Here is a 24,971-nt window from a genome sequence, read left to right as displayed (position 1 = left end):
CCCTACAGCGCAAAGCGGGAGCATTTACCGACACGCTCTGCGCAAAGTCAGCCAGCGGATATCCAGGGCGCATGACCGCCGACTCGCCCATCACCGAAGTGCTCGCGCGCGCCGCCCACGGTGACGCCGCCGCGCTCGACACGCTGATCCCCAAGATCTATGCCACGCTGCATCGCCTCGCCCGCCACCAGCGCGCGCGCGAAGCGGCGCACACGCTGGAAACCACGGCCCTGGTCCACGAGGCCTATCTGAAGCTGGTCAGCCAGGACGCCGTCTCGTTCACCGACCGCGGGCATCTGTATGCGTATATGAGCCAGGTGATGCGCCACATCCTGATCGACCACGCAAGGCGCAGGAAGGCGCAGAAGCGCCAGGCGCCCGAGATGACCGCGGGCCAGGATTCGTCGGACATCATCGACGTGCTGGCCATCGACGAAGCACTGACCCGGCTGGCAGCGACCGACGAGCGACTGGCTCGCGTGGCGGAACTGCGCCTGTTCGCCGACTTGTCCAGCCCGGATATCGCCGAGGTGCTGGGCGTCAATGCACGCACTGTCGAACGGGACTGGTTGAAGGCGCGTACCTTTCTCAGCGCCTGCCTGATGCCCGAGCCGAGTTGATGTCGGTAGTCGCGCGGTAAATACGCTATAGAGGTAGGTCACCGAACCGGAAATGCGCCGCCGATGATTTCCGCCTTCTCCCAACGCTGGCACGAGATCGAACCGCTGATCGACCGGCTGTTCGACGTGCCCGTCGCCAAACGCACCGAGTGGCTGCGCCAACACTGCGCAGACGCCACCTTGCGGACCCTGGTCGTGCAGGCGCTGGACAACGCATCGGGCATCGAAGCGCTGGAACGCGGCATGGCGCAGTGGCTGCCTGCGCTCGCCGACGAGGCCGCGCAGGCGCTGCCGACCATCGCCGGCTATCGCGTGCTTCGCTTTGTGGGCGCCGGCGGCATGGCCAGTGTGTTCGAGGCCGAGCGCGAGCTGCCAGGCGGTCCGCAGCGGGTGGCGCTCAAGCTGTTGCGCATCGATGTGCACGATGCGGACGAGCGTCGTCGATTCCTGCAAGAACAGCGCATTCTGGCGCGGCTGCAGCATCCGCATATTGCCCAACTGCTCGATGCAGGCTTTTCGCCCACGGGCACGCCGTTTCTCGCCCTCGAATATGTGGCGGGCGACAACCTGGTCGCCCATGCCCAACGCATGCACCTGTCGCGGCGCGAACGGCTGGCACTGTTTATCGATGTCTGCGCCGCGGTGGAGCACGCGCATCGCGCCCTGATCGTGCACCGCGACCTGAAACCCAGCAACGTGCTGGTGGGGGCGGATGGTGGCGTGAAGCTGGTGGATTTCGGCATCGCCAAACTGCTCACCGGCGATGGGGAGCGCACGCGCACCGAGGCACGACGTCTCACGCGTTCCTATGCGGCACCGGAGCAGTTTGCGGGCGACGTGGCGACGACGGCGATCGACGTCTATGCCCTGGGCATCCTGCTTGCCGAGTTGTTGGAGGAAAAGGCGCCGCGCAGGGACGGCGAGCACGGCATCGACGAAGAGGCATGGCGGCGAACGCTGGGCGTCGATCTGCACGCCATCGTGCAGCAGGCCACACGTGCAGAACCCGCTCGCCGCTACGCAGGCGTCGCGGCCTTGAGCGACGATGTCCAACGCTATATGGATGGCAAGCCGCTGCAGGCGCGCGCCGATACGCTGAGCTATCGCGTTCTCATGTTCACCCGCCGGCATGCACTCGCCGTGTCGCTGGGCGCAGTGATTGCCGTGCTGCTCGCTACCGCGACGGCTGTCGGTGTGTACGAAGCGCGCGAGGCCAGTCGCGCTGCGAACACAGCGCACGCACAAGCGATCGCCGCCGAGAGCGAAGCGCAGCGTGCGGGCGCGCTCAAATCATTTCTGGAAGGTCTGTTCGATAGCTCATCGCACGGCACGGAAGCAAATGAGACGGCACAGGAACTGCTTGCGCGAGGACGCGAACGCGCCGACCGTGACTTTGCCATGCAGCCTGCCCTGCGCGCGGAAATCATCGCCCTGGTCGGCGATCTCGAACGCCGCAGCGGTCATCCGGAACGCGCCTGGCTGCCGCTGCAGGAAGCGGCTGCACTTGCCAACATGCAGTTTGGTCCCACCGACCCGCGCACCCTGCACGTCGAATACCTGCTGGCCAAGGAAGCCGACGAGCTGGGCCGCGTTCGCGACGCCACCGCAAGATTGCAGCACGCCATCGAGGCGTTCGAGCGAGGCCCGCATCGGGATTCCACCGAAGAGGTCCTCGCGCTGGCCTGGCTGGCCGGGCTGGACGAGCGTATCGGCGAATCCGCCAAGGCCATCGAGGTGGGCGACAAAGCGCTCGCCCTTGCACGGCGCTCGCTACCGGTGGACAGCGATGCACTGACCGAGGCGGTGATGAATCTGGGCTGGATCCAGATGGATGCCGGCCACGCCGACAGCGCCGCGCCGTTGCTGCGCGAAGCGCTGGCCCGCAAGCGCAGCCATCTGGGCGCCGGCCATGCCGAGGTAGCCGATGCGATGACCATCCTGACCTCGGACCTGGTCAAGCAGGGCCGCTATGCCGAGAGCGAACAGACGATGCGCGACGCGCTCGATATCGATGCCAACGCCTACACGCACCCCAATGCGCACACGGCGTGGCACCTCAACGACCTGGCCAATGTGCTCGCCTACGAAGGCAAGTTCGACGAGGCCAGCGTGTTCTACGCCAAATCCGTGGCCATCGACCAGGCGCTGGCGCCGGCCGGCGCGCTCAATGAAGCCATCAGCATCGGCAATCTGGCGCGGCTGCAATTTACGCAAGGCGCATATGCCGCCGCCGAAACCGGGCTCAGGGAGTCGATCAACCGCAAGCAAAGCTTGCTGGGCGCCGACTATGCCGACAACGGGCGCAGCTATGATCGAGCCTGCCTCGCGCAGGTGCTGATTGCACGCACGCATCTGGACGAGGCGCGGCTCATCATCGACAGCGCGCTGCTGGAAGCGCGGCAGCGACACCGCGACGCCCACCCCGACATCGCGTTTGCGCTTACCGTCGAAGCCCAATTGATGGCCGCGCAAGCGGCGAAAGAGCGCGCTGCCGCAGTCGCGGGAGAAGCGGTTGCCATGTATGCCGGCCTGGACGACCGTCATTCGGAAAAGGCCATACGCGCGGACCTGCTGTTCGCCGACACGCTGCATGCGCTGGGTCGCAACGACGAGGCTGCCGCCCAACTGGGCAAGGCTTTGGATGCGGCCAAGGCGATCACGCCACGAGCAACCGCACTGATGGCCTTGATCGATGCGCATCTGGCCCGTGTCGATGATGCGCTGGACCAACATGCCGAGGGCGATCAACGGCGCGCTGAGGCCACGTCGCTGCTGGCCGAGCTGCAAGCAGGCCCCAACAGCGACCGCGACGCCGCGACACGCTGGCTTGCCGGCATCACGACCAGGCCACGCAGTCCATAAAAGCTCCGGTTGTTACCCTGCCCGATGCGGTGCGACCAGGCTCGTATCCTGGCGATTCGCCCACCGGTTCAACCAGGCACACAACACCAGCAGTACGGCAGTGACGAAGAACACATCGCGCAATCCCACCCACGCGCCGATCTGGCCGCCGATCAGCGGCCCTATCACTTGACCGGCAAATTGCGCGGATTGCAGATAACCCAGCGTCTTGCCGGTCTTGCGGTCCTCGACCAGGGCGCGCACGCCCTTGGCCACCGCGGGCAGCATGCCGGCCATCGACATGCCCATCAGCCCGCGCAGCACGGCCAGTTGCCACCACTGCGTCACGAACGCCTGCGGCACCATCAGCAGCGCCGTGACCAGCAGACATCCGATGATCACCTTGTTGCTCCCGACGCGATCGGCCAGGGAGCCAAGCCGCGCTGAAGTGAGCATGCTGCCGAAGGCGGACGCTGCCATCACGATGCCGGCCATGCGCGCGAGGTGGTCGTGCGGCACGCCAAGCTGGGCGATATAGACCGTGATGATGGGCTCGATCGACATATTGGCAAGCAACACCATCATGGCTGTAACCAGCAGGGTGACGATCAAGCCCTTGTGCGCCATGCCGGTGGTGTCGTCGCTGCTGCCCAGCGGCGCGCGAGTGTCCAACTCGTGGTTGAAATCCTCCCGCACGAAAAAAATCGTGACCAGGGCCGCCACGCCGATCACGCCGCCGCCTACGAAGAACGTGCCGCGAATACCGACGAGATCCGGCAGAAAGCCGCCGACCAGCGGTCCGATCAGACTGCCGGACAGCGCACCGATCGACAGCACGCCGAGCGCCCAACCCGACCGCTCGCGTGGCGCCTGCGTGCCGACCATCACGGTAGCCGCCGACGCATAGCCACCCACCAGGCCAGCCACCAGGCGCAGCGTCACCAGTTGCGTGACGGTATGCGCGGTGCCGATCAGCGACATGACAATCGCCATGCCGATCGCCGCGCGCACCAGCATGGGTTTGCGGCCGTAGCGATCCGCCAGGTGGCCCCACAGGGGCGCGGTCAGCGCGGTGCCAAGAAACGTCGCGCCGAAGGCGATACCCGACCACTGCACAATCGCCGATGGTGTATGAGCGCCCAGCTGCTCCACATAAAGCGGCAGGAACGGCAGCAACATGCTCAGACTCACCAGCGTGGTGAACGAACCAAACACCGCGATGGCAAGATTGCGCTTCCAGTAGGCCTCGTTGCGTTCGGCGTAGCTGGCGGTAGCGCGATTCAATGGGACGGACGGCTGGGATGCAATGATCTGGGCGGACATGCGTTCGGTTCGACTTTCGTGGCAACGTTGACTCGGCGCAAGCGTTCGATGGCGCGATCGCTCGCGCCACCGCAGGCGTTATTTCTTTTCCGCGGCGCGTTGCGCTCGGAATTCGGCGGCTGGCAGTCCACCCCAGCCCCAGTTTTCCATCTCCACTTCATCGATGACGACGAAGGTCGAATCCAGCGGCTTGTGCAGCACGTCGAGCAGCAGCTGGCTCACGCCCTTGATCAGCAGCGCCTTCTCTTCGGCGGTCACTGCGCTGCGGCCCGGCGCGGAACCCTCACGGGTGACCTTGATGTTCACGATAGGCATGGTCTTCTCCTTGAAGTAATGCACGGTGGACGAAATGCCACCTCGTTACGGCGGCAAGGGGTGGACGTTTGCCCACCCCTCGTGAGGACTTAGTGACCGGCGCTCTGGCCACCGTCGACGTGCAGGATCTCGCCGGTGACAAAGCCCGCGTTGTCGAGGTAGATCACCGCGTCGGTGATGTCGGCGATATCGCCCATGCGACCCACCGGGTGCAGGCCCGCCAGCGCACCGTGCGTTTCCACGCCGTGCATCGGCGTCTTGATCACGCCCGGCGCCACGGCGTTCACGCGGATGCCGCGCTTGGCGTACTCGATGGCGAGCGAACGCGTGGCGGCGTTCAGGCCACCCTTGGTGAGCGAAGCGAGCACCGAGGGCACGCCGTCGATCGCGTGATCGACCAGGCTGGTGGTGATGCTGACGATGTGGCCGCTGCGCTGCTTCTCCATCTCCGCAATGGCGAACTGCGTGATGTGGAAGAAGCCGTTGAGATTGACCGAGATATTGTCGGCGTAGTCTTGCTCGGTGAATGCGGTGAACGGCTTGGCGGTGAAGATGCCGGCGTTGTTCACCAGCGTGTCGATGCGACCGAAATGCTTGATCGCCTCTTCCACCACGCGCTTGGCCACGGCACGGTCGCCGATATCACCGGCCACCGTGATCACGTCCGGATCGCTGGACGGCTTGATCGAACGCGAGTTGGCGACCACGCGATAGTTGCGGTCGCGGAATGCCTTGACCAGGCCCGCGCCAATGCCTTGCGACGCACCAGTGATGACGGCGACTTTCTGCTGATTGCTCATGAGTGTTTGCTCCAGATGGGGTTGGGGGATTCAGTTGAAGACTGATCGGCTTCGTTTGCCGACACCCACAATTTAGGAGCGCAACAGGCGTTCGAGAATTCCTGCTACTCGGCAGACACTCTTCCGCGTGGCGGTTGAATCAGCGTTTCCGGCGGGGAGGCCGCGTCCTTGGCCAGGGAGGCGAAGCGTGCGCGCAGGCGCGGCAAGGCGAAGTCGACGAAGGCCCTCACCTTGGGCACGGCAAGTCGTCCGTACGGCGACACGATGTTGACGGGAAACGGCGCCGGCTCCTCATCGGCCAGCAGCACCTGCAACTTGCCCTGTTTGATTTCCGGCGCCACGTGGTAGGACAGCAGGCGTGTCACGCCGTATCCATCCACCGCCGATTCAACCGCTGCGCGAATGTTGTTGACCACCAGTCGCGCCGTGAACGACACCGAACGCGACACGGACGAGCCTTCCAGTGGCGGAAAACTCCAGGAATCCATGCCCATGTTCTCCATCGCGATGATCTGCTGCTTGCCCAGGTCGGCGATGCCGGCAATGCGCGGGTGCGTGGCCAGGTACCGCGGCGACGCCACAATCACGCGGCGCACCTCGCCGATGGGATGCGCCACCAGGGTGGAGTCGGACAGATGGGTGATGCGCAGGGCCAGGTCCATGCCCTCCTCGACCAGGTTGACCGGCCGCTCGAGCAGATGGAGCCGCACATTCACGGTGGGAAATTCATCCATGAAGGCATCGACGATGGGGCGCAGGATTTCCACGCCGGAAAATACCGTGGCGGAAATCGTCAGCGTGCCGCGTGGCACCGAACGTTCGCCAGCCGCATTGCGATCGGCTTCCTCAAGATCCGCCAGCAGCTTGCGGCAGGCGATGGCGTAGCGCTCGCCTGCTTCGCTCAATTTGATCGAGCGTGTGGTCCGGTGCAGCAAGGGCACGCCCACGTGGTCTTCGAGAAACGCGATGGCGCGACTCACGGCCGCCGCCGAACGCCCGGTCTTGCGGCTCGCGCCGGCGAGGCTGCCCTCGTCGAGCGCGGCGACGAAAACCTTCATGGCATCGATGCGATCCATAGGACGAGCCTTGCCTGTCAGCGCGAAAACGTGGGTCGGGGAAGTGTCCTACAACTGGTCCAATCGCGCATCGAACCCTTCAACTCAGCCCGTGGCTTGCCGCCATTCGCCGATCAAGACCTGCATCAATGAGCGCGTGGACATGGCGCGCGCCAGCGGCGCGCCCTGCCCGGCCCAGTGTGCGCCATAACCTGCTTCACCGGCCGCGCGGCCCGCTGCATTCAGTGCCTTGCCTGCGTCGTAGGCGATCGGATAGTCGGGTACGTCGGCGTTGGGCACGCTGGCGCCCAGCCGCGTGAACAGGCTCGCCAGGCTGCGCGCCGGTCGACCGGAGACGGCACGCGTCATCACGGTGGCGTAGGCAGCATCGCTGGCCAGCGCCTTGCGATAGCCGGCATCGGCGAGGGATTCGTCGGTGGAGACAAAGGCCGTGCCCAGTTGCGCCGCGGCTGCGCCCAGCTTGAGCACGGCGGCGATGCCGGCACCGTCCATGATGCCGCCCGCGGCGATCACGGGAATGCGCACGTTTTCCACCAGCAACCGGGTCAAGGCCAAGGTGCCCAGCTGGCTGTCCTCATCATCGGGATCGAACATCCCCCGATGACCGCCCGCCTCATAGCCCTGCGCAATCACCGCATCGATGCCGGCGGCTTCCACCGCCTTGGCTTCGCGCACATTCGTGGCCGATGCCATCAGGTAAATGCCGGCGCCATGGAGCGCCTTGATCTGTTCGGCCGTGGGCAGACCAAAATGAAAGCTCACCACGGCCGGTCGTTCCTCGACCAGCATGGCGAGCATGTCGTTGTCGACCAGGAAAGACGTGTAGATCTCGCCCAGCGACGATGGCGGGGTCGCCCCGAAGCGTTGGAACTCCGGCGCGAGTCGCGCGATCCAAGCCGCCTGCCTGGCGGCATCCGCATGCGCCGGCCGGTGCACGAACAGGTTCACATTGAGAGGGCCCTTGCTCAGCTGGCGAAACGCGTGGATGGCTTCACGCGCCTTGCCTGCCGTCATGGCGCCCACGCCCAGCGAACCCAGGCCGCCGCTATCGCTCGCCGCTGCCGCCATGGCCGGAGACGATATGCCGGCCATGGGGGCCTGGATGATGGGCACGCTGATGCCGATCGCGCGGAGCAATGATGAAGACGCGGCATTCGCCATGACGGGCCACTCCAGGCTCTGGGGGGATGCATGCGACTTTACGCGCCCCGCCCGTCACCTCGAAACCATCAGAGCCGGCAGTCAGTCTTCCATCGTGCGGAACAATCCCCGCACGCCGCTTCAGGCCTTGGCCACGCCGTAGCGCGACGCGGGCTGCGAATGGGACAGGTTGGGCATCAACTTCTGGCGCGCGTCTTCATAGGCGCTCCAGTCACCCGCATCGGGCAAGGCCGGCACGGTGAACACTTCGCCCTGGTCCAGGCCTGCCAGCGCCGCGTCCACCATGTCGGCAGCCGACATCACCCATGCCGGCGGCAGGTTGCTGACCGGATGGCCGAGCACGTCCCAGAACTCCGTCGCGGTCGCACCCGGCAGTACGGCCTGCACACGCACGCCCTTGTCCGCCAGCTCGTGCTGCAGGGAGCGGGTGAAGGCGAGCACATAGGCCTTGCTGCCGCCGTACACGCCGTTGAGCAGTTCCGGCGCCACCGCCACGATCGAGGCGATGTTGATCACCGTGCCATTGCCCCGCTCCACGAGGCCCGGCACCGCTGCATAAGTGAGGCGCGTGAGTGCGTTGACGTTGAGCGAAATCATCTCCGACATGCGCGCCACATCCGACTGCAGCAGCGGCGTGGCGGCGCCGAAACCGGCGTTGTTCACCAGCACGGTGATGCTGCGATCGGTGCGCAGCAAGTCTTCCACCTTGGCCAGATCGGCGGGCTCGCTGAGGTCGGCGGGAAAGACCTGCACGCTGCGGCCGGTCGCGTCGGTCAGGCGGCGCGCCAGCTCGGCCAGGCGTTCGCGGTTGCGCGCCACCAGGATCAGGTCATGGCCGCGGCGAGCCAGGCGCTCGGCGTAAATGGCACCAATGCCCGAGGAAGCGCCAGTGATCAGGGCGGTGCCCTTGGTTTGCGTCGTCATATCGATACTCCACAGCGTCCGGCGGGATGCCGGCGTCTGGAGAACGTTGTAAGCTCTGCGCTTGAAGACTTAAATGTCGCATATGCCACCTTTTAGGCCATAGCGAGGCCGAGCCATGCAAGTCATTGGTTTTGTAATGTTTCCTCAGTTCCAGGCGATGAGCCTGGCGGCGGCTTCGGCCTTCGAATTCGCCAATATCGAGCTGGGCGAGACGGTTTACGACGTGCGTTTCCTGTCCGAAACCGGCGCCACCATCCGCAGTTCGTTCGGCATGGCCACCCAGAGCGAACCGTTTTCAGCGCAGCCGATCGATACCTTGCTGATCTGCGGCGGCGTGGGCGTGCCCGAATCGACGCCTGCGCTGCTCGACTTCATCCGTGAGGCGCCCGCCCGCACAAGACGCATCGCTGCCATCTGTACAGGCGCGTTTCTGCTGGCCGAAACCGGCCTGCTCGATGGACGCCGCGCCACCACGCATTGGCTGCTCGCGCGCGACCTGGCCGAGCGCTTTCCCAAGGTGCAGGTGGAAGAAGACCGCATCTTCATCATCGACGGGCCGATCTGGACCTCGGCCGGCATGAGCGCCGGCATCGACCTGGCGCTGGCCATGGTGGAGAAGGACCTGGGCGCCGAAGTGGCGCGCCAGGTGGCGCGCAAGCTGGTGCTGTATCACCGGCGCGCAGGCGGACAATCGCAGTTTTCCACGCTGCTGGAACTGGAACCCAAATCGGACCGCATCCAGAGCGCGCTGACCTACGCCAAGAGCCATCTGCAATCGGCACTGTCCGTGGAAGAGCTCGCGGCAGCCGCCAACCTCAGCGCTCGCCAGTTCAGCCGCGCGTTTCGCGCGGAAACCGGGCAATCGCCGGCGAAAGCGGTGGAGCATCTGCGCATCGAGGCGGCGCGACTGATGATGGAGCAGACGCGCCATCCGGTCGAAGTGGTGGCGCGTGAAGTGGGTTTCGCCGATCGCGAACGCATGCGCCGCGCATTCCTGCGCGCGTTCGGGCAGCCGCCGCAGGCGATCCGGCGACAGTCATCGCTGCCTGAAGCGGACGAGCTGGCGACGGCCTAGGATGCGGGTCGATCAGCGCGGGCGTGCATGCGGCCGTAAGCGCCGGGCGGCGCGCCGTAGCGCGTCTTGAAGGCGCGCGTGAAAGCCGCTTCCGAGGCATAGCCGGCGAGCTCGGCCGCCCTGCCCGCCGACAAGGTGCCAGCGCGCAGCGATTGCGCGGCCACGGCGAGCCGCACGCCATTGACCCACTCCATCGGCGTCATGCCGCTGATCTCGCTGAAGTGCCGCGCAAAGCTGGCGCGCGAGATATGCGCAAGGTCAGCCAGGCTCTGCAGCGTCCACGCCTGCGCCGGGTCCTTCAGCACGGCATCCACCACGTTGGCCAGCCTTGGATTGGCCAGCAGGCCGAGTATGCCCAGCTGCAGATGTCCGCTCGCCGTCATGCTGCGCAGGATCAGCGTGAACATCGCGCCAGTGACCATCTCGACCACCGCGCCGCCGCCCGGCAGCACGCGCGCCGCTTCATCGCGCAATACCTGGATCAGGCCCAGCAGCGCATCGCGACGATCAGTGCGCACATGCAGCACCTTGGGCAAGCCCGTCCATAACGCGTCCGTCGCACCCGACAGCTCGAACTGGCCGCACAACATGTCCAGTGCCGGGCCCTCGCCGCCATGTTCAATCAGGGTGACGCGTCCCTGCGAGCGGCGGCGGTTTTCCAGCTCAGGCCGACGACCGTCGGCGCCTGCCACGGCGCTGCGCAGGATGTGCGCGTCGCCATAGGGAAACAGCAACACGTCGCCCGGCGCCAGTGCGGTGGTCTTGCCGTCGATCTCCAGCTCGGCGCTGCCCTGCAGGATCACGTGGTAGGGCAAATGGTTCGGCGGCAACGGCGGGTGATCGAGCGTCCACTCCCCGGCAAAGCGGCATTGCAACTCCACCGAACCGGTGGGTGCAATGGCATGGACCAGGCGATCGAGGCCATCCATCGAGGTGAGACTCCGGAGCAAGAGGTTGAGACGCGCGTGTGCGGACCAGCGCGGCCGTCGTTCCTATCATTTTCACACGGTCAAGCTTCTCCCACACCGGTTTCATCAACTCAATCTCGGAGTACATGTCATGAACCGTCTCACCACGATCAACAATATCGCCGACGCCCCTGAAGCCTCTGCCGCACTGTTCGCCGGCATCAAGAAGGCCATGGGCAAAGTCCCCAACGCCTATGCCACGGTCGGCAGCAGCGCACCAAACGTGCTGGCCAACGTGCTGCAGACCAATGCCGTGCTGAAGCAAGGCGAGCTGTCCGCGCTGGAACTGGAAGCGATCAACCTCGCCGTGAGCGAAGCATCGCAGTGTGACTACTGTCTGGCCGCGCACACCACGACCGGCAAGATGGCCGGCTACACCGCCGAGCAAATCATGCAGCTGCGCAAGGGTGGGCTGGAAGGCAACGCCAGGATCGATGCGCTGGTGAAGTTTGCGCTGACCCTGGTCACCACCAGCAACACGCTGTCCGCCGACGCCGTGGATCGCGTCAAGAACGCCGGTTACAGCGATCGCCAGATCGTGGAAGCCATCCTCGCCATCAGCGCGATCCTGTTCACCAACATGGTCAATCGCGTCAACGACACGGTGCTCGACTTCCCGAAAGCGGCGTAACGCACGGGCACGGCCGCGACCCTGATCGCGGCCGTGCCGGTTCAGATGGCCGAGCCGTCCTGGTCCTCTTCGGATCGGCCCATGCAGGCGGGATGACCGCAATGGCACTGGCCCTCGATGTGACCCGAAGCCTGCGCCTTGCGGCAATGGGAGCTGCAGAACTCACCCGGCTTCTCCACATAGCATTGGCAGGGTGGATACGCGCATTGGAAACCGGTCGGCATAGCCAAGCTCCCGTGTTGGAAAACGCTAGCGTAGGCTTCCCCGCCCCTGCATAGGTCACGGCCGCGTCAGCAAGGCGTTGCCGTTTCGATAGGTTCACTGCGACGTCTGGTGTGTCCATCGCATGTGAATCCAGCGTTTGGACAACGGTATATGCGCGACAAGAAGATGCACACACCGATGTCACACGTCCGGGAGTGCGCTGGCACTACGGTCGACGCCACTCCCCTGCGGATCAAGGTGGCAGCCATGAAACAAACCTCTCTCATCATCGCCGCGGCATTGTTGATCTCCGTGCCGGTATGCAACGACCTGTGGGCACAGGCCGCCACATCGGGCGCGTCGCCGTCGGCCAAGAGCCCGGTGTCGGACCAGGAGTTCTTCACCAAGGCATCGAGCGATGGCGCGGGCGAAGTGCAGATGGCGCAACTGGCGCAGCAGAAAGCGTCCTCGCCCCAGACCAAGGCCCTGGCACAGCAGCTGATGAAGGATCACACCGCCGCCAACAAGCAACTGGCGGCACTGGCCAATCGCAAGCACGCCAACGTGGTGCTGCAGCCGCAGCCCTCTGACGTCATGGACAAGTTGCAGAGCTTGAGCGGCAGTGATTTCGACAAAGCCTATGCCTCGGCCATGGTGGGCGGACACCAGAAGGCCATCGAACTGTTCGATGCCGCCTCGCACAGCAGCGATCCGGATGTCGCCGCTTTCGCCGGCAAGACACTGCCCACGCTCAAGCATCACCTGGAAATGGCCCAGGCCTTGTCGCCCGGCCAGCCCTTGAGCACGCCCTGAGCTGTCGCACGGCAGCAGCAAACCACGCGATCCCGCGCCACGGGATCGCGTGGTCATGGCTTGGGCGCCGTCAGTGCGTAGACGCAGCCGGAGCCGGTGAGCTCTGCGGATACGCCGGGCTGGGCGTCATCGCGGTGCTGCTGGGCGACGGCGTCGTGGCGGGCATCGCCGGCGATGGCGCTGCGGAGCTGGCGGGTGCCGGCGGCGGCGAGGCGCTGTCGTCACCCTGGTGACTGCAGCCGGCAACGGCTAGCAAAGCGAGCAACAGCGGCGCACAGACCTTGCGGGTCGGGAAAACCATGTCTTACCTCCATGGGCGTTGGTTCAACTGAGTTTGACGCGATGCGCAGTGATTCACGCACGCGCCTTGCGGGTACGGGCAGCTTTCTTGGCGGCGGCGGAACGGCCTGCTGCACCTTTGGTACGCGCGGCCTTCCTGGCTGCCGCCGATCGCGATGCGCTGGTCCGTTTGCGCGCACTGCTCTTGGCCTGCCTGGACAAGGCAGTGTGGGATGCCGCCGCATGACCTTCCTTCTTCAACGCGCCACTGGTGGCGCGCGAACGGGTGGTAGAGGTCTTGCGGCGATGCTTGGATGCGGTTTCGTCCTGCGCGGCTTTCTTGCGCGTGGCCTTGCTGGCGGTCTTGCTGACCGGCGCTTTCACGCCGGCGCGGCGGGCCTTGGACAAGCCAATGGCGATGGCCTGTTTGGCCGAGCGTGCGCCGTGTTTGCCTTTGCGCACATGCTCCATCTCTTCACGCACGAACTCGCCAGCCTGCGTGCCGGCCGATTTTCCTTGCCGTTTATCGCGCGCAACGGCCTTGCGCGTTTTTGCCTCGGGCATGGGGCGGACTCCTGTTCGAGTGTGTCTAAACGTCTAAGCCACGAGATGTGCAGCTGGCGTCATCCTTTTGCACATCAAGGGAAAACATTCAGTGGACACTCATGCTGATGCCCTGCCGGTCACGCCGCGCCATCGCCCGGTTAACACCTGTCATGCAAGGCTTTGCGAGCCGAGCCATCCCCGCGGGAGAGAGCCATGAGCGCCCTTATCGTTGCCAAGTTCAGCAATCAGTTCGGCGCGGCGTCCGCGTTCGACAAACTGATGTCGCGCGGTCTTCCTCGTCGCAAAGGTGTGGTCCAGTGCGATGAAAGCGTGGGTGGGTGCGCGGCAAGCGCCAGTGCGCCGACCAGCGTGGTGTCGCGCGTCAGCCACCGCGGCGAACGCGAAGGCAAGCAACATCATCTGCGTGAACCCGCCAGCTTGCCGCCGGCGGTCGAGATCGGCTTCGCGGTGCTCAGCGTGGAAATCGATGACGATGCTCAGATCGAGGAAGTCTCGGACATCCTGCGTGGTCTGCACGCTGTCGACGTGCACGTGCTTCCCGGTGAATCGCTGCGGGAAGACGATGCGTCGCTGTGGCCGGAACAGGCCATGGGCAGCCAGACAGACGTGGATCGCGCGATTTTTGCCTCGCAGCAAGGCAAGCCGCGCCTGCATTGAGTCATCAGCTCGCCGGTGGCGCGTCGTATCGGGACAGGCCATCGAGCACGGGACCCAGGGCCTTCATCAGCTTGTTCAGCAGGCGCTCGACCTCCTCTGGTGGCGCACCTTCCTTGCAAGCATGCTGCAACTCGCCGGCGGCCGCGGCGACATCGATCGCGCCGATGTTGGCGGCCGATCCACGCAGGGTGTGGGCCATGCGATAGGCCACAGACGCGTCGTCCCCCTGCCTCGCCTGATGGAATGACTGCTCGAAGTGCGCGTTGCTCTCGAGGAACAGGTGCAGCAGCCGCCGATACAGCGAGGCGTTGTCGCCACAGGTGCGCAGACCCGCCGCTTGATCGATGCCGGGAAGCACAGCCGAGGCCACCACGGTTTCCCCGCCAGGCCCAGGCGATGCAGACTCCGCGTGACGCGGTTTGATCCATCGCGCCATGGTGGCGAACATGCGGCGGATGTCGAGCGGCTTGGCGATGTGGTCGTTCATGCCCGCCGCGATCGCCCTCTCGCGATCGGCAGCGAGCGCGTCGGCCGTCATCGCGATAATGGGCAGGGCGGTGAGGTGCAATTGCTCACGGATGGCGCGCGTCGCGGCGTAGCCATCCATCACCGGCATCTGGCAATCCATCAGCACGCCGTCGACATCGGCATCCTGCCTCAGGCGCTCCAGCGCTTCGCGCCCGTTGCCGGCCGTGACGACTTCGATGCCCGCGCGCCGCAGCAATTCGGTGGCCAGCTCGCGGTTGAGATCGTTGTCCTCCACCAGGAGCACGCGGCTACCGGCGAGCGACACGGCCTCAGGTTGCGACGGATGAGCCGTCATCTGGGTTGAGCCTGCCAAGGCCGGCGCAAGCGCGTTCCGCAACGACTCGCGCAAGCCCTTCGGCGTGATTGGCTTGGTCAGCACATCAAGGCGTGCATCCACCTCCATGGCATGGGCGATGGCAGCGTCGTCGCCCTGGACAAAGGCGATCACCACCAGTTGCTCCGCGCCCGTCGCGTGCGCGGGTTGCTTCAGTTTGTCGATGACGGTTTGGAAGCCGGGCAAGCGCGCATCGATCAGCACGACGCTGTACGGGCGTGCCGCGTCCCTGGCGTCCGCCAGCTGCTGCTGCGTCTGCTCGTCGCTCGCCACCGCATCCACCTCAAAGCCCAGCCTGCGTGCCATGCCGGCGACGACGGCACGCGTCACCGCGCCACCTTCGACGACGAGCAGCCGTGTACCTGCCGGCGCCAGCCACGGCCTCTCACCTGCCCCCTCTGGCGCCGCGCCCACGCGCACTTCGACGTGAAAGGTGGATCCTTGTCCCGGCGCGCTGTCGACCCAGATCGTGCCGCCCATCATTTCCGCCAGTGTTTTGGAGATCGCCAGGCCCAGTCCGGAGCCGCCGTATTTTCGCGTGGTGGACGAATCGGCCTGCACGAAGGGATGGAAAATGCGTTGGCACTGTTCCTCCGTCATGCCGATGCCGGTGTCGCGAATGCGGGCGTGCAGGATCACCTCATCGCCCTCCGCGCCGGACTGCTCGATGCCCACCACGATGGCGCCGTGCTCTGTGAATTTCACCGCGTTGTTGCCCAGGTTGATCAGGATCTGTCCCAGCCGCAGCGGATCGCCGATCCAGTAACGGCGCAGACCCGCGCCGTATTCGAACAGCAAGTCCAGGCCCTTCTCCTGCGCCTTGAGGCCGATGATGCCGGCGACCTGGCCAATCACGTCGTCCAGATTGAACGCCACCCGCTCCAGGCTCATGCCACCGGCTTCGATACGGGAAAAATCGAGAATGTCGTTGATGATGCGCAGCAGGTTTTCCGCGGATCGATGGATGTTCTCCAGGTAGCCGCGCTGCCTGGCATCCTGCGACGACTCCAGCGCGAGATGACTCATGCCGATGATGGCGTTCATCGGCGTGCGGATCTCGTGGCTCATATTGGCGAGGAAGGCGCTCTTTGCCCGTGTGGCCTCCTCGGCCACTTCTTTGGCGTGGCGGATGGCCGCTTCGGCCGCCCTTGCTTCGGTGACATCGAGCAACCAGGCAAGCACGCCCGCTTCGCCGTCGAAATCGATCGGCAGGAACGTCGCCACCATGTCGCGTTCGCGACGCTGCGCATCGTGCATGCGGATCTCTTCATTGGTCACCGAGCCTTCCCGCGCCAGCGTCGCCCAGATATGCGCGCGCGCCGCGGTTTCCACGTAGATCGGCGCGGTACTGTCGCCCAGGCCGGTGCCGAAGGTCTCCACGAATTTCGGATTGGCAAAGCAGATGCGTCCCTGCGTGGAGACCGCAATGCTGATGGGCGAGTTGTCGAGGATGGTCTGCAGGCGCTCCTGGCTCTGCACCAGCGCCATCTCCATCATCCGACGCTCGCTCACGTCACGCACGGCGGCGCAGACGCAACGGCCCTGCCCGTCCAGTTCGGGCAGGAACGACACGCCGATCTCCACCGACAGCTCGCTGCCGTCCCTGCGCCTGCCGCGCAGATCGACATTGCCTCGACCCATCTTGCGGCTGACGCCCTCGGCGAAGAACGCTCCGCGCAGCCCCCGGTGTTTCCCATGGATGCCGGCAGGCACGAGCTGTTCCACCGGCACGCCGTCCAGTTCGCCCTTGGCATAGCCGAAAATGGTCTCCAGACGCGGATTGGCCAGCAGGATGCGCCCCTCCTGGTCGACGATCATCATGCCGTCGGGTGCCGATTCAATGATTCCGCGATACCACGCACGGGCGGCTTCGATGGCGCGCTGGGTGGCCTCCAGCTCCCTGGTTTTCTCCGAAAGCGTGGTGGCCTGCCGCGCGGCCAGTTCGGCGTGCTCCTGGCTCTTGGCGAGCAGACTGCGCAGATCCGCGGCGCGCTCGAGCAGATCCACGTTCATCGCCAGCAGCGGCATCAATTCGTCCAGCAGTTCCAGCTGCGCCTCATCGAATGGCGACAGGCTGGCCAGTTCCACCACGCCCAGCGGTCGATCGTTGCGCAGGATAGCCATCACCACGAGCTGGGCGGGCCTGGTGCCGCCCAGGCCGGAGGCAATCTTGAGGTAGTCCGCCGGCACCTCGCGCAGGCTGAGCGTCTTGCCATCCAGCGCGCATTGTCCCACCAGCCCCTCGCCCAGCATGACGAACTCGCGCGCATCGGCGGCGGCATAGCTGCCTGTCAAACGCAGTCGCTGCATGCCCGGTTCGAAGATATAGAGCGCGCCATGGTTGATCGCCAGCAGGGGCGCGAGTGCGCAGAGGAAGCGATCGGCCAGCGCATCCATCCCGGTCAGCGATTGCAGCTCGCCGGCGATCGCTGCCACGTGTGTCTTCACCCAGCGCCGCGCCGCCATCTGCCGCGCCTCGTCCCGCAAGGTGACGATGGCGCGCGCCAGTTCGCCGGCTTCGTTTGGATACTCCGTATAAGGCACCGCGATATCCAGTTGCCCGGCGCTCAACGAATCCAGTGCGCGCCGAAAGGCGGCGGCGGGTCGCCGGATGGTGCGGCTGATCAGGCTGCCGAACAGCACGCCGGCCACCAGTCCCAGGATCAGCAACCAGACCGTGAGCTGCACGCCGAACAGGTAGCGGGCATTGGCGTTCTTGACCTCGTCGTCGGCCCCTTCCCGCTTGAGGCGTTCAACGCGCTCAAGCGCATGCTTGGCCGCTTCGTCGGCGCGCTGAAATTCCGGCGACACGATCAGATCGGCGGCGGAGCGCCCACTGTCCGCCTTGGTTTCCAGCAGTTCGGCGATGGTATCCACCCGCCGCTCATAGTCGGAGAATGCGAGCTCGAACTCGGCCAGGCTGCGCACAATGGCGTCGCGGTAGATCCTGGTCCTGGCCAGCTCGATTTCGCGTCGCACCAGCGTATGCGCTCCGGCCAGCTGGTACAGCGCCTCCGCGCGCGCCGGACCCTGGCGCATGAAGACGGCTTCGCGCAGATCCTGCCCCATGTCGGCCAGCGCGGCACGTGCCGCCTCGATATGCAGCAGGCCTTGCATGTCCTGCTCGTAGAGCCGGCGCATCTGTTCTTTCTGCAGATGCTGTACGCCAAGGCTGTACACACTCAGCAAGGTCATCAGCAGAAGGATGCCGCCAAACCCCAGCTGCAGTCGTCGACGTAGCGACAGGCGTTGCAGGCGTTCGAGCAGCGCGTTCATGGCGTAGCGTCAGGTCGCCAGGTGATGCGCCGAGCCACTGTGGGCGGCCTCGTCATCGGCAAAACGATGGGCTATACCGCGAAACGTGTCCTGGATGGAAAGAAAGGCATCCACGATGTCGGGATCGAAATCGATACCGCGCTTGGCGGCAATCGCCGCTGCCGCCGCATCGTGCGTCATGCCCTGCTTGTAGACGCGCTTGCTGATCAAGGCATCATAGACATCGGCGACCGCCATCAGGCGTGCCGAGATGGGAATCGCATTTCCTTTGAGCCCCTGCGGATAGCCGCTGCCGTCCCAGCGCTCCTGGTGGCCATAGGCCATCTCCTTGGCGATGCGCAGAAACGACACGGGCGTGGTGAGCCGCTCTTCGGCGCGCTGCAAGGCGTCGCGCCCCAGCGTCGTGTGCGTCTTCATGATCTCGTATTCTTCAGGCGTCAGGCGTCCCTGTTTGAGCAGGATGCGATCGGGTATGCCGATCTTGCCGATGTCGTGCAGCGGCGCCGACTGGAACAGCATCTGGCGCGTGACTTCATCCAGCGTCGCGGCGAAACGCGGGTGATCCTGCAACTTGTCCGCCAGCGCTTTCACGTAATGCTGCGTGCGCCGGATGTGATTGCCCGTTTCGTTGTCGCGTGTCTCCGCCAACGAGGTGAGCGCGACCACGGTGGCCTCCTGGATGGCCGTCACTTCGCGCGTGCGGCGCGAGATCTCCTGTTCGAGAAAGGCATTCTGGTCGCGCAGGAAATCCGCCGCCGCCCGCAGGCGCAGATGGTTGGCCACGCGCGCCATCACCACCGGCGGATTCACCGGCTTGGTGATGTAGTCGACGCCGCCCAGCACCAGCCCGCGCGTTTCATCCTCGGGCGCGTTCAACGACGTCAGGAAGATCACGGGGATGCCGCGCGTCTCGCCATGGGACTTCAGCTGGCGACAGACATCGAAGCCCGACATGCCCGGCATCACCACATCCAGCAGGATGATGTCCGGTTGTTCGGCGGCGGCCATGTGCATGGCGGTCTCACCGTCCGGCGCCTCGATGACGCGATAAAGCGGCGTCAGCAGTTCGCACAGGATCATCCGGTTGTCGGGGGCATCGTCCACCACCAATACGGTGGGGATGCCGGTCACGCCAGTCGCACCCATGGCAACGCTCCTTCCGCATGCGGTGTGATGAGTCGTCGTGGTTGCAGGCCATAAGGCATGTCCAATCCCCCGCGGGGAACCCTGCCGATGCCGCAAAGACGCGACGTGCGCGCTGGTTTCCCAGCCGGAATAAGCGCGCAACCGACGTGAAGATCGCGCGTAGGTCCGTGTCCTCTGCGTGAGCCTCGCCAGATCTGCATCTACTTAGGGGAAATTACTTAGTCATATGCACGTAGATGTTCGCTAGCACCCTGTGTATCCAAGCGTATGAAATAGCCCGGGTCTACGCTTCGCGGGACGCCTCCGGCGCAGGTGATCCCCGACCCCACCCGGCCTGGCGCATCGGCGGAGAACAGCATGGGAACCATGGCGAAAATCAAACACGAAATGTTGAAGATGCTGCCGCCCACCATCTTCTTCTTCGTCATGCTCAATATCGTCCTGCTGGTGCGCGCGCTGCTGACACGGGGAACCGGCCTGTCGCTGCCCACCTTCGCCACGGTGCTCATTTCCGCGCTGATCCTGGGCAAGGCGGTGCTGCTTGCCAATATGCTGCCCTTCATCAACCGCTTTCCGGAAAAACCGCTGATCTGGAACGCGGCATGGAAAACCGTGATCTACACCGTGGTCGCCACCTTCATCCACTACCTGGAGCGTCTGCACGAGTTCTGGAAGGACACGCACGATCTTTCCGCCGCCAATCACCAGCTCGTCGCCAGCATGAACTGGGCACACTTCTGGGCGATCCAGATCCTGCTGCTGGTGTTGATCTTCAACTACTGCGTGTTTGCCGAACTGGCGCGCGTGATCGGCGTGGAGCGGCTGCGCGCGATGTTTCTCGGCCCGCTGCCGCCCAACCCGAATGCGCTGGGTGGTTCTTAGGAAGCAGCCGCGTCCCGGGCTTCCACCACCGTCACCGTGGCGCTGCCCTCGGCTATCGCCAGGCATTGATCGGCTACCGCGGCGACGCCGGCGCGATGGGATACCACAATCAGCACCGTTTGCGACAAGCGGCGCTTGAGCACGGAAAGCACGGACAGTTCCGACTCCGCATCCAGCGCGCTGGTGGCCTCGTCCAGCAGCGCGATCGCCGGCCCGTGCAGCAGCACCTGGGCCAGCAGCAAGCGCTGCAGCTCGCCGCCAGACAGGCGGCTGGACGAACTGTTCAAGGTCGTATCCAGCGCGGTGGATGCATCGGCGAGGCGCTTGCCCAGGCCAACGTCGACCAGCGCCTGCAGCATCATCGCCTCCGTGGCATCCGGCGCGGCCCACAACAGGCATTCGCGCACGGTGATTTGCCACGGTCGCACGCTCTGGCTCACATAGGCCGACTTGCGCACGAGTGCGGCGTAGCTGGCGAAGTCGATGGATTTGCCGCCGACCCTCGCACGGAACATGGCGGGCGTCACCATGCCTGCGAGCACATCGACCAGGCTGCTCTTGCCGATGCCCGAATCGCCGCAGACCAGGGTCAGTTCACCGGGCACCAGGGTGAGTTCGCGCAAGTCCAGCGCCGTGGGCGCCTCAAGCCGAAGCTGATGGATATGCAGGGCCTCGTTCAAGCGTGCCGAAGAGGCCGCCTGCGGTGCCTTGGCCGCAGCCATGCCCACATGGCGAAGCCACAGTTCGAACGCCGGTATGGAAGAGCGAACCTGCTGGAACCCTTGCCGGGTGGAGACGAGATAAGGCAGCAGACGCCCCAGCAACAGGCATACCGCGATCAGGGCGGCACGGTCCACGCCGTGCCATCGATTGGCGATCAGGAAGATCGACGCAATACCGAGCGCTGCCAGCATCTCCAGCGCGAGCCGACCGGACGCGATCAACTCCTGCTGACGTCGATAGCCGCGGCCAAGCCGCTGCGCGATATCGGCGTAATGGGCCTTCTCGGCGTCTTCGCGCCCAAAGGAGCGGATATGCCGCCAGCGCCGCGGGAAATCCTCGCTCAACCAGAACAGGCGCGTGAGATCGGCCACGTATTGCCGGCTCACCACCACCTGCTCGCGACTGCTGATGCGAGCAGCGATCAAGCCGAAAGCCAGCACGAACGGAACCGCCAGCAACAGCGGTGGCGACAACCACAACGCCATGGCCAGCGTCACGGCCGCGGTCATGCCGGCTACCAGCAACTGCAATAGCGCGTTGAAGCCCTGGGTGACGACTTCGATATTGTAGGTGAGCACATTGGCCACCTCGGCCGAGGTGGCATCCGACAACGACGACAGTCGTGCATCGATCAGACGGGCATGCACCGTCTGCCTGAGCGTCATCGCATAACGCCCGCTCAGGCGCGCACCGACGCGCGCAGCCTGCCAACGCAGCAAGGCGAACAGTGCTGACGCCACCAGGAAGGCCACCGCTTGCGTATCGGCCTGGCCGCGCACCAGCCAGCCAAAACCCGACGGCAAGGGCTGGCCCGGCTCGACCAGCGGCACCAGGCAGATCGCAGCGAGATTGCCGATCAGCGCGCTGGCCAGCGACAACGCGACATACCACGCGATGCCGCCAGCCCCGAGGCTGGCGAGCGTGGCAAAAAAAGGCCGCGACAGGCCACGTAACTGCTGATGCGATCGTGCGGTTGCGTTCTGCATGACTAACCAACCACACGACTTCTTACACGCGCCCGTCGCGGCACAGGTGGCACCTGATGACAGTGCAGAAAAACCTCTCGATCCGCTTCAGCTCCCATGCCCATGGGTGCGCGGCGGGGCATGGAAGGTTGCATGCCGCGGCGGTCGCGTCAGCCCAACAGCTGCATCAAGGCGTCGACCGAGTCAGCGGGATGACGGCCACGCCGCAGCTCGTACGCGCCACGCCGCCGGATCGCGCCGACGAACGCGTCCCACCCTGGCTGCGACGCCGCGTAGGGCTGTTCCGCGCGCAGGCGCTCTTCGATCTGGTGATCGGGAATGGCCTGCACCAAGGCCTGCGGATCATCGGCCGACCGGGCCGAAGCGAACACCACGCAGGCCAGCTCCAGCGGCTCCGGCGCCAGCCGACCGTGGCCATGGCGCAGGTCCACTTCGTACTTCTCCACGCCGCTGCGGCGGCGGATCACGGGCGATTGCCCGATCCAGTCACGCAGGCGCTGCTCGTCGACGAAACGCAGGGCGTCCGCCTGCACGTGCAGATAGTTCGCCACGCCGGTGACCTTTCCGCTTGGCGGATGCACGAACACCGCATCCTCGGAAAGAAAGTCCATGCCCCGCAGCAGGCTGTGCAAGGCCAGCGTGGACTTGCCCGCACCGCTGCTGCCCATCACCAGCGCAGCCCGCCCGTGCCAGCCCACGCAGGCGCCGTGCAGCGGCGCCAGTGAAAGCGCACGCGTGGCCAGCGTGAACACGGCGAATTCGATCAGCTCATAACGCAGGTGATACGGACGCACCAGCTGATCGGCGGAGGCCACCACCAGCGCCCGGCGCTGTTCGGGAAACAGCACCGCATAGTTGTTTGCGTCCATCACGCCGCACAGGAAACCAGCCCCCGACTGCATGCGCGCCGGCGGGAGATCCTCCGTCGATGGCCCGGCACCGGCAGGTGCGAGTCGCAGCTCGACGTGAAAGCCCGGTGACGCCACCGGCAGCGCGTGGGCTGGCAGGCCCGCATAGGCCGTCGCCACCACGTCGATCAGCGCGGCGCTGTCGCTGGTGAAATGGAAATGGCCGCCCAGCACATGGACGTCCATCGAATACCGTTCAGGCATCCGTTCGAGGAAGGGATCGGGGCTGAGATCGCCCGTCAGGAGGTCCAAGGTCGCGGCCATGAGCTTCATTCGCAGGGTTGCGGCGCTGTGATAGCACAAGCCTTCACGCGGCGACATCGAAATATTTTCGAAACAGCCCGCAACCCCTGCGTCCCTGCCCGGCACTCACGTGCGACGAGCTTTGAACGCAGGAGACCGGGCCGTCGGTCTGCCGTGGAACGGGCTCACCCATTGAGGCTCTTCGAAGATGCTAACGATTCAGGTCGGCCACTCCTACTTCCTGCGGTTCGACCGCAAGCAATGGGAGCGCGGCAAGCCGTATCCGCCGCTCGCGACCCTGCATGTTGCTGCCTTGTTGCGGCGCATGGGCCACGAGGTTTCGCTGTTCGACTCCATGCTCGCCGAAGGCGTGGACGAATTCGACACGTCCTTGCGCGCCGCGTCGCCCAAGGTCGTTGTCATCTATGAAGACAACTTCAACTACCTGACCAAGATGTGTCTTGGCCGCATGCGCGACGCCGCATGCGAGATGATCGCCATGGCGCGCGCCAACGGTGCACGCGTGATCGTTGCCGGTTCCGATGCTTCCGATCAGCCGGAGGCTTTTCTCGCAGCCGGCGCCGATGCGGTGTTGATCGGCGAAGGCGTCGCGCCGTTGATCGAACTGATGGGACGGCTCGACAAGAATCCGACGATCAGCACCCAGGATTGGGTGGCCAACCTTCCCGGGGTTGCCTCGCGCAGCGCCGGACAGTTGCAGCTGACGCGAATCGGCGCCGTGCCGCCCGATCCGCGCATCGTCGGCCAGCCTGCGTGGGACCTGGTCGACATCGAGCGCTACCGCACGCTGTGGAAAGAACGCCACGGCTATTTCAGCCTCAACATGGCGGCTTCGCGCGGCTGCCCGTTCCGCTGCAACTGGTGCGCCAAGCCGATCTGGGGCAATCACTACAACCGCCGCACCGCTGAAGACGTGGCGGCGGAGATGAGTTACCTCAAGCACACCTTCCAGGCCGACCACATCTGGTTGGCCGACGACATCTTTGGCTTCCACGTGGATTGGGTGGAGGCATTCGCTGCGCATGTGAATGCATCGAACGGTTCCATTCCCTTCACCATCCAGACCCGCGCGGACCTGATGAGCGAGCGCATGGCTGCAGCACTGAGCCACGCCGGTTGCAAGGAGGCATGGATCGGGGCGGAGAGCGGCAGCCAGCGCGTGCTCGATCACATGAACAAGGGCACCAAGGTCGAAGAACTGATCACGGCGCGCGAGCGGCTCGGCGCGGCAGGCATTCGGGTGGGCTATTTCATCCAGCTGGGCTATCTGGGCGAGCAGCTCGAGGACCTGATGGCCACGCGCGATCTGATTACCCGCGCCGCGCCTGATGACATCGGCGTGAGCGTGTCCTATCCCCTGCCCGGCACGCGCTTCTACGAACAGGTGAAGGCGCAGCTCGGCGAGAAGACGCATTGGCAGGACAGCGATGACCTCGCCATGATGTTCCAGGGCGCTTACGATTCGGAGTTCTATCGCCACGTGCGCGACCTGCTGCACGAACAGGCGATCGTGCAGCAGTGGAAAGTGGTGGGCCAGACCGATCGCCATCGCACGGCGGCGCATGCGCTGGACGCGCGCTGGGACGCCCTGATCGCCACCGAGGCGGTGCACCGCACCGGCGCCGCAGAGATCACGCTGCGACCGCGAACCTCGTGCCATGTGTGATGCC

Annotated in this window: 21 protein-coding genes; 8 read left to right on the top strand and 13 right to left on the bottom strand. The window is 65.2% G+C overall.

What is annotated here, in order from left to right; translation table 11 throughout:
* Nucleotides 1-71 precede the first annotated feature (71 nt).
* Together AC1DKY_RS06960 and AC1DKY_RS06955 are read left to right on the top strand one after the other, a co-directional pair.
* Nucleotides 72-620, top strand: coding sequence for an ECF-type sigma factor (locus AC1DKY_RS06960; RefSeq protein WP_441604580.1), 549 nt, complete (start codon nucleotides 72-74; stop codon nucleotides 618-620).
* A gap of 63 nt (nucleotides 621-683) precedes the next feature.
* Nucleotides 684-3,482: a serine/threonine-protein kinase gene (locus tag AC1DKY_RS06955; RefSeq protein WP_441604579.1), complete on the top strand. Its 2,799-nt coding sequence runs from the start codon at nucleotides 684-686 to the stop codon at nucleotides 3,480-3,482.
* 12 nt (nucleotides 3,483-3,494) lie between these two features.
* Here AC1DKY_RS06955 and AC1DKY_RS06950 read toward each other — a convergent pair whose 3' ends face one another.
* From AC1DKY_RS06950 to AC1DKY_RS06925, 6 genes are all read right to left on the bottom strand, one after another.
* Nucleotides 3,495-4,784: an MFS transporter gene (locus AC1DKY_RS06950; protein ID WP_441604578.1), complete on the bottom strand. Its 1,290-nt coding sequence runs from the start codon at nucleotides 4,782-4,784 to the stop codon at nucleotides 3,495-3,497.
* Nucleotides 4,785-4,862: 78 nt separating this feature from the next.
* Nucleotides 4,863-5,099, bottom strand: a complete 237-nt coding sequence (locus AC1DKY_RS06945) for a tautomerase family protein (protein WP_046972535.1) — start codon at nucleotides 5,097-5,099, stop codon at nucleotides 4,863-4,865.
* 89 nt (nucleotides 5,100-5,188) lie between these two features.
* Nucleotides 5,189-5,899: an SDR family NAD(P)-dependent oxidoreductase gene (locus AC1DKY_RS06940; RefSeq protein WP_441604577.1), complete on the bottom strand. Its 711-nt coding sequence runs from the start codon at nucleotides 5,897-5,899 to the stop codon at nucleotides 5,189-5,191.
* A 104-nt stretch (nucleotides 5,900-6,003) separates the two neighbouring features.
* The gene (locus tag AC1DKY_RS06935) at nucleotides 6,004-6,975 is read right to left on the bottom strand and encodes a LysR family transcriptional regulator (protein WP_441604576.1); all 972 of its coding nucleotides are present in this window, start codon (nucleotides 6,973-6,975) and stop codon (nucleotides 6,004-6,006) included.
* Between the two features lie 84 nt (nucleotides 6,976-7,059).
* Entirely contained in the window at nucleotides 7,060-8,136 is a 1,077-nt protein-coding gene (locus AC1DKY_RS06930) for an NAD(P)H-dependent flavin oxidoreductase (RefSeq protein WP_441604575.1), read from the bottom strand.
* Between the two features lie 120 nt (nucleotides 8,137-8,256).
* Nucleotides 8,257-9,060 carry an SDR family NAD(P)-dependent oxidoreductase gene (locus AC1DKY_RS06925; RefSeq protein ID WP_441604574.1) on the bottom strand — a complete coding sequence of 268 codons (804 nt, stop codon included), beginning with the start codon at nucleotides 9,058-9,060 and terminating at the stop codon, nucleotides 8,257-8,259.
* Nucleotides 9,061-9,196: 136 nt separating this feature from the next.
* Here AC1DKY_RS06925 and AC1DKY_RS06920 point away from each other — a divergent pair, with 136 nt between their 5' ends.
* Entirely contained in the window at nucleotides 9,197-10,135 is a 939-nt protein-coding gene (locus AC1DKY_RS06920; RefSeq protein ID WP_441604573.1) for a GlxA family transcriptional regulator, read from the top strand.
* Here AC1DKY_RS06920 and AC1DKY_RS06915 read toward each other — a convergent pair.
* On the bottom strand, nucleotides 10,132-11,064 hold the full coding sequence (locus AC1DKY_RS06915) for an AraC family transcriptional regulator (protein WP_441604572.1): 933 nt from the start codon (nucleotides 11,062-11,064) through the stop codon (nucleotides 10,132-10,134). The genes AC1DKY_RS06920 and AC1DKY_RS06915 overlap by 4 nt on opposite strands.
* Before the next feature lie 130 nt (nucleotides 11,065-11,194).
* Here AC1DKY_RS06915 and AC1DKY_RS06910 point away from each other — a divergent pair, with 130 nt between their 5' ends.
* A complete protein-coding gene (locus AC1DKY_RS06910; protein WP_441604571.1) occupies nucleotides 11,195-11,734 on the top strand; it encodes a carboxymuconolactone decarboxylase family protein in 540 nt (179 codons plus the stop codon).
* Between the two features lie 471 nt (nucleotides 11,735-12,205).
* Complete coding sequence (locus AC1DKY_RS06905; RefSeq protein ID WP_441604570.1) at nucleotides 12,206-12,751, top strand: DUF4142 domain-containing protein; 546 nt, start codon at nucleotides 12,206-12,208, stop codon at nucleotides 12,749-12,751.
* A gap of 70 nt (nucleotides 12,752-12,821) precedes the next feature.
* Here AC1DKY_RS06905 and AC1DKY_RS06900 read toward each other — a convergent pair whose 3' ends face one another.
* Together AC1DKY_RS06900 and AC1DKY_RS06895 are read right to left on the bottom strand one after the other, a co-directional pair.
* Nucleotides 12,822-13,052: a hypothetical protein gene (locus AC1DKY_RS06900; RefSeq protein WP_441604569.1), complete on the bottom strand. Its 231-nt coding sequence runs from the start codon at nucleotides 13,050-13,052 to the stop codon at nucleotides 12,822-12,824.
* A gap of 53 nt (nucleotides 13,053-13,105) precedes the next feature.
* Nucleotides 13,106-13,594, bottom strand: a complete 489-nt coding sequence (locus tag AC1DKY_RS06895; RefSeq protein WP_441604568.1) for a DUF6496 domain-containing protein — start codon at nucleotides 13,592-13,594, stop codon at nucleotides 13,106-13,108.
* A 195-nt stretch (nucleotides 13,595-13,789) separates the two neighbouring features.
* Here AC1DKY_RS06895 and AC1DKY_RS06890 point away from each other — a divergent pair, with 195 nt between their 5' ends.
* Nucleotides 13,790-14,254, top strand: coding sequence for a hypothetical protein (locus tag AC1DKY_RS06890; protein ID WP_441604567.1), 465 nt, complete (start codon nucleotides 13,790-13,792; stop codon nucleotides 14,252-14,254).
* A 4-nt stretch (nucleotides 14,255-14,258) separates the two neighbouring features.
* Here the strand turns inward: AC1DKY_RS06890 and AC1DKY_RS06885 are convergent, their stop codons facing one another.
* Together AC1DKY_RS06885 and AC1DKY_RS06880 are read right to left on the bottom strand one after the other, a co-directional pair.
* Nucleotides 14,259-18,392, bottom strand: a complete 4,134-nt coding sequence (locus AC1DKY_RS06885; RefSeq protein ID WP_441604566.1) for a response regulator — start codon at nucleotides 18,390-18,392, stop codon at nucleotides 14,259-14,261.
* Nucleotides 18,393-18,401: 9 nt separating this feature from the next.
* On the bottom strand, nucleotides 18,402-19,538 hold the full coding sequence (locus AC1DKY_RS06880) for a response regulator (protein ID WP_441604565.1): 1,137 nt from the start codon (nucleotides 19,536-19,538) through the stop codon (nucleotides 18,402-18,404).
* A 366-nt stretch (nucleotides 19,539-19,904) separates the two neighbouring features.
* On the opposite strand from AC1DKY_RS06880, the gene AC1DKY_RS06875 reads away from it, so the two are divergent.
* Nucleotides 19,905-20,420, top strand: coding sequence for a hypothetical protein (locus AC1DKY_RS06875; protein ID WP_441604564.1), 516 nt, complete (start codon nucleotides 19,905-19,907; stop codon nucleotides 20,418-20,420).
* Here AC1DKY_RS06875 and AC1DKY_RS06870 read toward each other — a convergent pair.
* Both AC1DKY_RS06870 and AC1DKY_RS06865 read right to left on the bottom strand, forming a co-directional pair.
* A complete protein-coding gene (locus AC1DKY_RS06870; protein WP_441604563.1) occupies nucleotides 20,417-22,129 on the bottom strand; it encodes an ATP-binding cassette domain-containing protein in 1,713 nt (570 codons plus the stop codon). The two genes, AC1DKY_RS06875 and AC1DKY_RS06870, sit on opposite strands and share 4 nt — an antisense overlap.
* A gap of 149 nt (nucleotides 22,130-22,278) precedes the next feature.
* Nucleotides 22,279-23,310, bottom strand: a complete 1,032-nt coding sequence (locus tag AC1DKY_RS06865) for a phosphoenolpyruvate carboxykinase (ATP) (protein WP_441604562.1) — start codon at nucleotides 23,308-23,310, stop codon at nucleotides 22,279-22,281.
* A gap of 178 nt (nucleotides 23,311-23,488) precedes the next feature.
* Between AC1DKY_RS06865 and AC1DKY_RS06860 the strand changes: the two genes are divergently transcribed.
* Nucleotides 23,489-24,967, top strand: coding sequence for a B12-binding domain-containing radical SAM protein (locus AC1DKY_RS06860; RefSeq protein WP_441604561.1), 1,479 nt, complete (start codon nucleotides 23,489-23,491; stop codon nucleotides 24,965-24,967).
* The last annotated feature ends 4 nt before the right edge of the window (nucleotides 24,968-24,971 follow it).

The sequence above is a fragment of the Dyella sp. 01N448 genome (assembly GCF_056399225.1).
This window is presented reverse-complemented; position numbering and strand designations above follow the sequence as displayed.

Excerpts from the sequence above, each read along its gene's own strand:
- AC1DKY_RS06960 (WP_441604580.1), top strand. The coding sequence starts at position 72 with ATGACCGCCGACTCGCCCATCACCGAAGTGCTCGCGCGCGCCGCCCAC.
- AC1DKY_RS06865 (WP_441604562.1), bottom strand. The coding sequence starts at position 23,310 with ATGAAGCTCATGGCCGCGACCTTGGACCTCCTGACGGGCGATCTCAGC.
- AC1DKY_RS06950 (WP_441604578.1), bottom strand. The coding sequence starts at position 4,784 with ATGTCCGCCCAGATCATTGCATCCCAGCCGTCCGTCCCATTGAATCGC.
- AC1DKY_RS06875 (WP_441604564.1), top strand. The coding sequence starts at position 19,905 with ATGGCGAAAATCAAACACGAAATGTTGAAGATGCTGCCGCCCACCATC.
- AC1DKY_RS06940 (WP_441604577.1), bottom strand. The coding sequence starts at position 5,899 with ATGAGCAATCAGCAGAAAGTCGCCGTCATCACTGGTGCGTCGCAAGGC.
- AC1DKY_RS06945 (WP_046972535.1), bottom strand. The coding sequence starts at position 5,099 with ATGCCTATCGTGAACATCAAGGTCACCCGTGAGGGTTCCGCGCCGGGC.
- AC1DKY_RS06930 (WP_441604575.1), bottom strand. The coding sequence starts at position 8,136 with ATGGCGAATGCCGCGTCTTCATCATTGCTCCGCGCGATCGGCATCAGC.
- AC1DKY_RS06870 (WP_441604563.1), bottom strand. The coding sequence starts at position 22,129 with ATGCAGAACGCAACCGCACGATCGCATCAGCAGTTACGTGGCCTGTCG.
- AC1DKY_RS06885 (WP_441604566.1), bottom strand. The coding sequence starts at position 18,392 with ATGAACGCGCTGCTCGAACGCCTGCAACGCCTGTCGCTACGTCGACGA.
- AC1DKY_RS06900 (WP_441604569.1), bottom strand. The coding sequence starts at position 13,052 with ATGGTTTTCCCGACCCGCAAGGTCTGTGCGCCGCTGTTGCTCGCTTTG.
- AC1DKY_RS06890 (WP_441604567.1), top strand. The coding sequence starts at position 13,790 with ATGAGCGCCCTTATCGTTGCCAAGTTCAGCAATCAGTTCGGCGCGGCG.
- AC1DKY_RS06880 (WP_441604565.1), bottom strand. The coding sequence starts at position 19,538 with ATGGGTGCGACTGGCGTGACCGGCATCCCCACCGTATTGGTGGTGGAC.
- AC1DKY_RS06915 (WP_441604572.1), bottom strand. The coding sequence starts at position 11,064 with ATGGATGGCCTCGATCGCCTGGTCCATGCCATTGCACCCACCGGTTCG.
- AC1DKY_RS06925 (WP_441604574.1), bottom strand. The coding sequence starts at position 9,060 with ATGACGACGCAAACCAAGGGCACCGCCCTGATCACTGGCGCTTCCTCG.
- AC1DKY_RS06895 (WP_441604568.1), bottom strand. The coding sequence starts at position 13,594 with ATGCCCGAGGCAAAAACGCGCAAGGCCGTTGCGCGCGATAAACGGCAA.
- AC1DKY_RS06910 (WP_441604571.1), top strand. The coding sequence starts at position 11,195 with ATGAACCGTCTCACCACGATCAACAATATCGCCGACGCCCCTGAAGCC.
- AC1DKY_RS06935 (WP_441604576.1), bottom strand. The coding sequence starts at position 6,975 with ATGGATCGCATCGATGCCATGAAGGTTTTCGTCGCCGCGCTCGACGAG.
- AC1DKY_RS06920 (WP_441604573.1), top strand. The coding sequence starts at position 9,197 with ATGTTTCCTCAGTTCCAGGCGATGAGCCTGGCGGCGGCTTCGGCCTTC.
- AC1DKY_RS06860 (WP_441604561.1), top strand. The coding sequence starts at position 23,489 with ATGCTAACGATTCAGGTCGGCCACTCCTACTTCCTGCGGTTCGACCGC.
- AC1DKY_RS06955 (WP_441604579.1), top strand. The coding sequence starts at position 684 with ATGATTTCCGCCTTCTCCCAACGCTGGCACGAGATCGAACCGCTGATC.
- AC1DKY_RS06905 (WP_441604570.1), top strand. The coding sequence starts at position 12,206 with ATGAAACAAACCTCTCTCATCATCGCCGCGGCATTGTTGATCTCCGTG.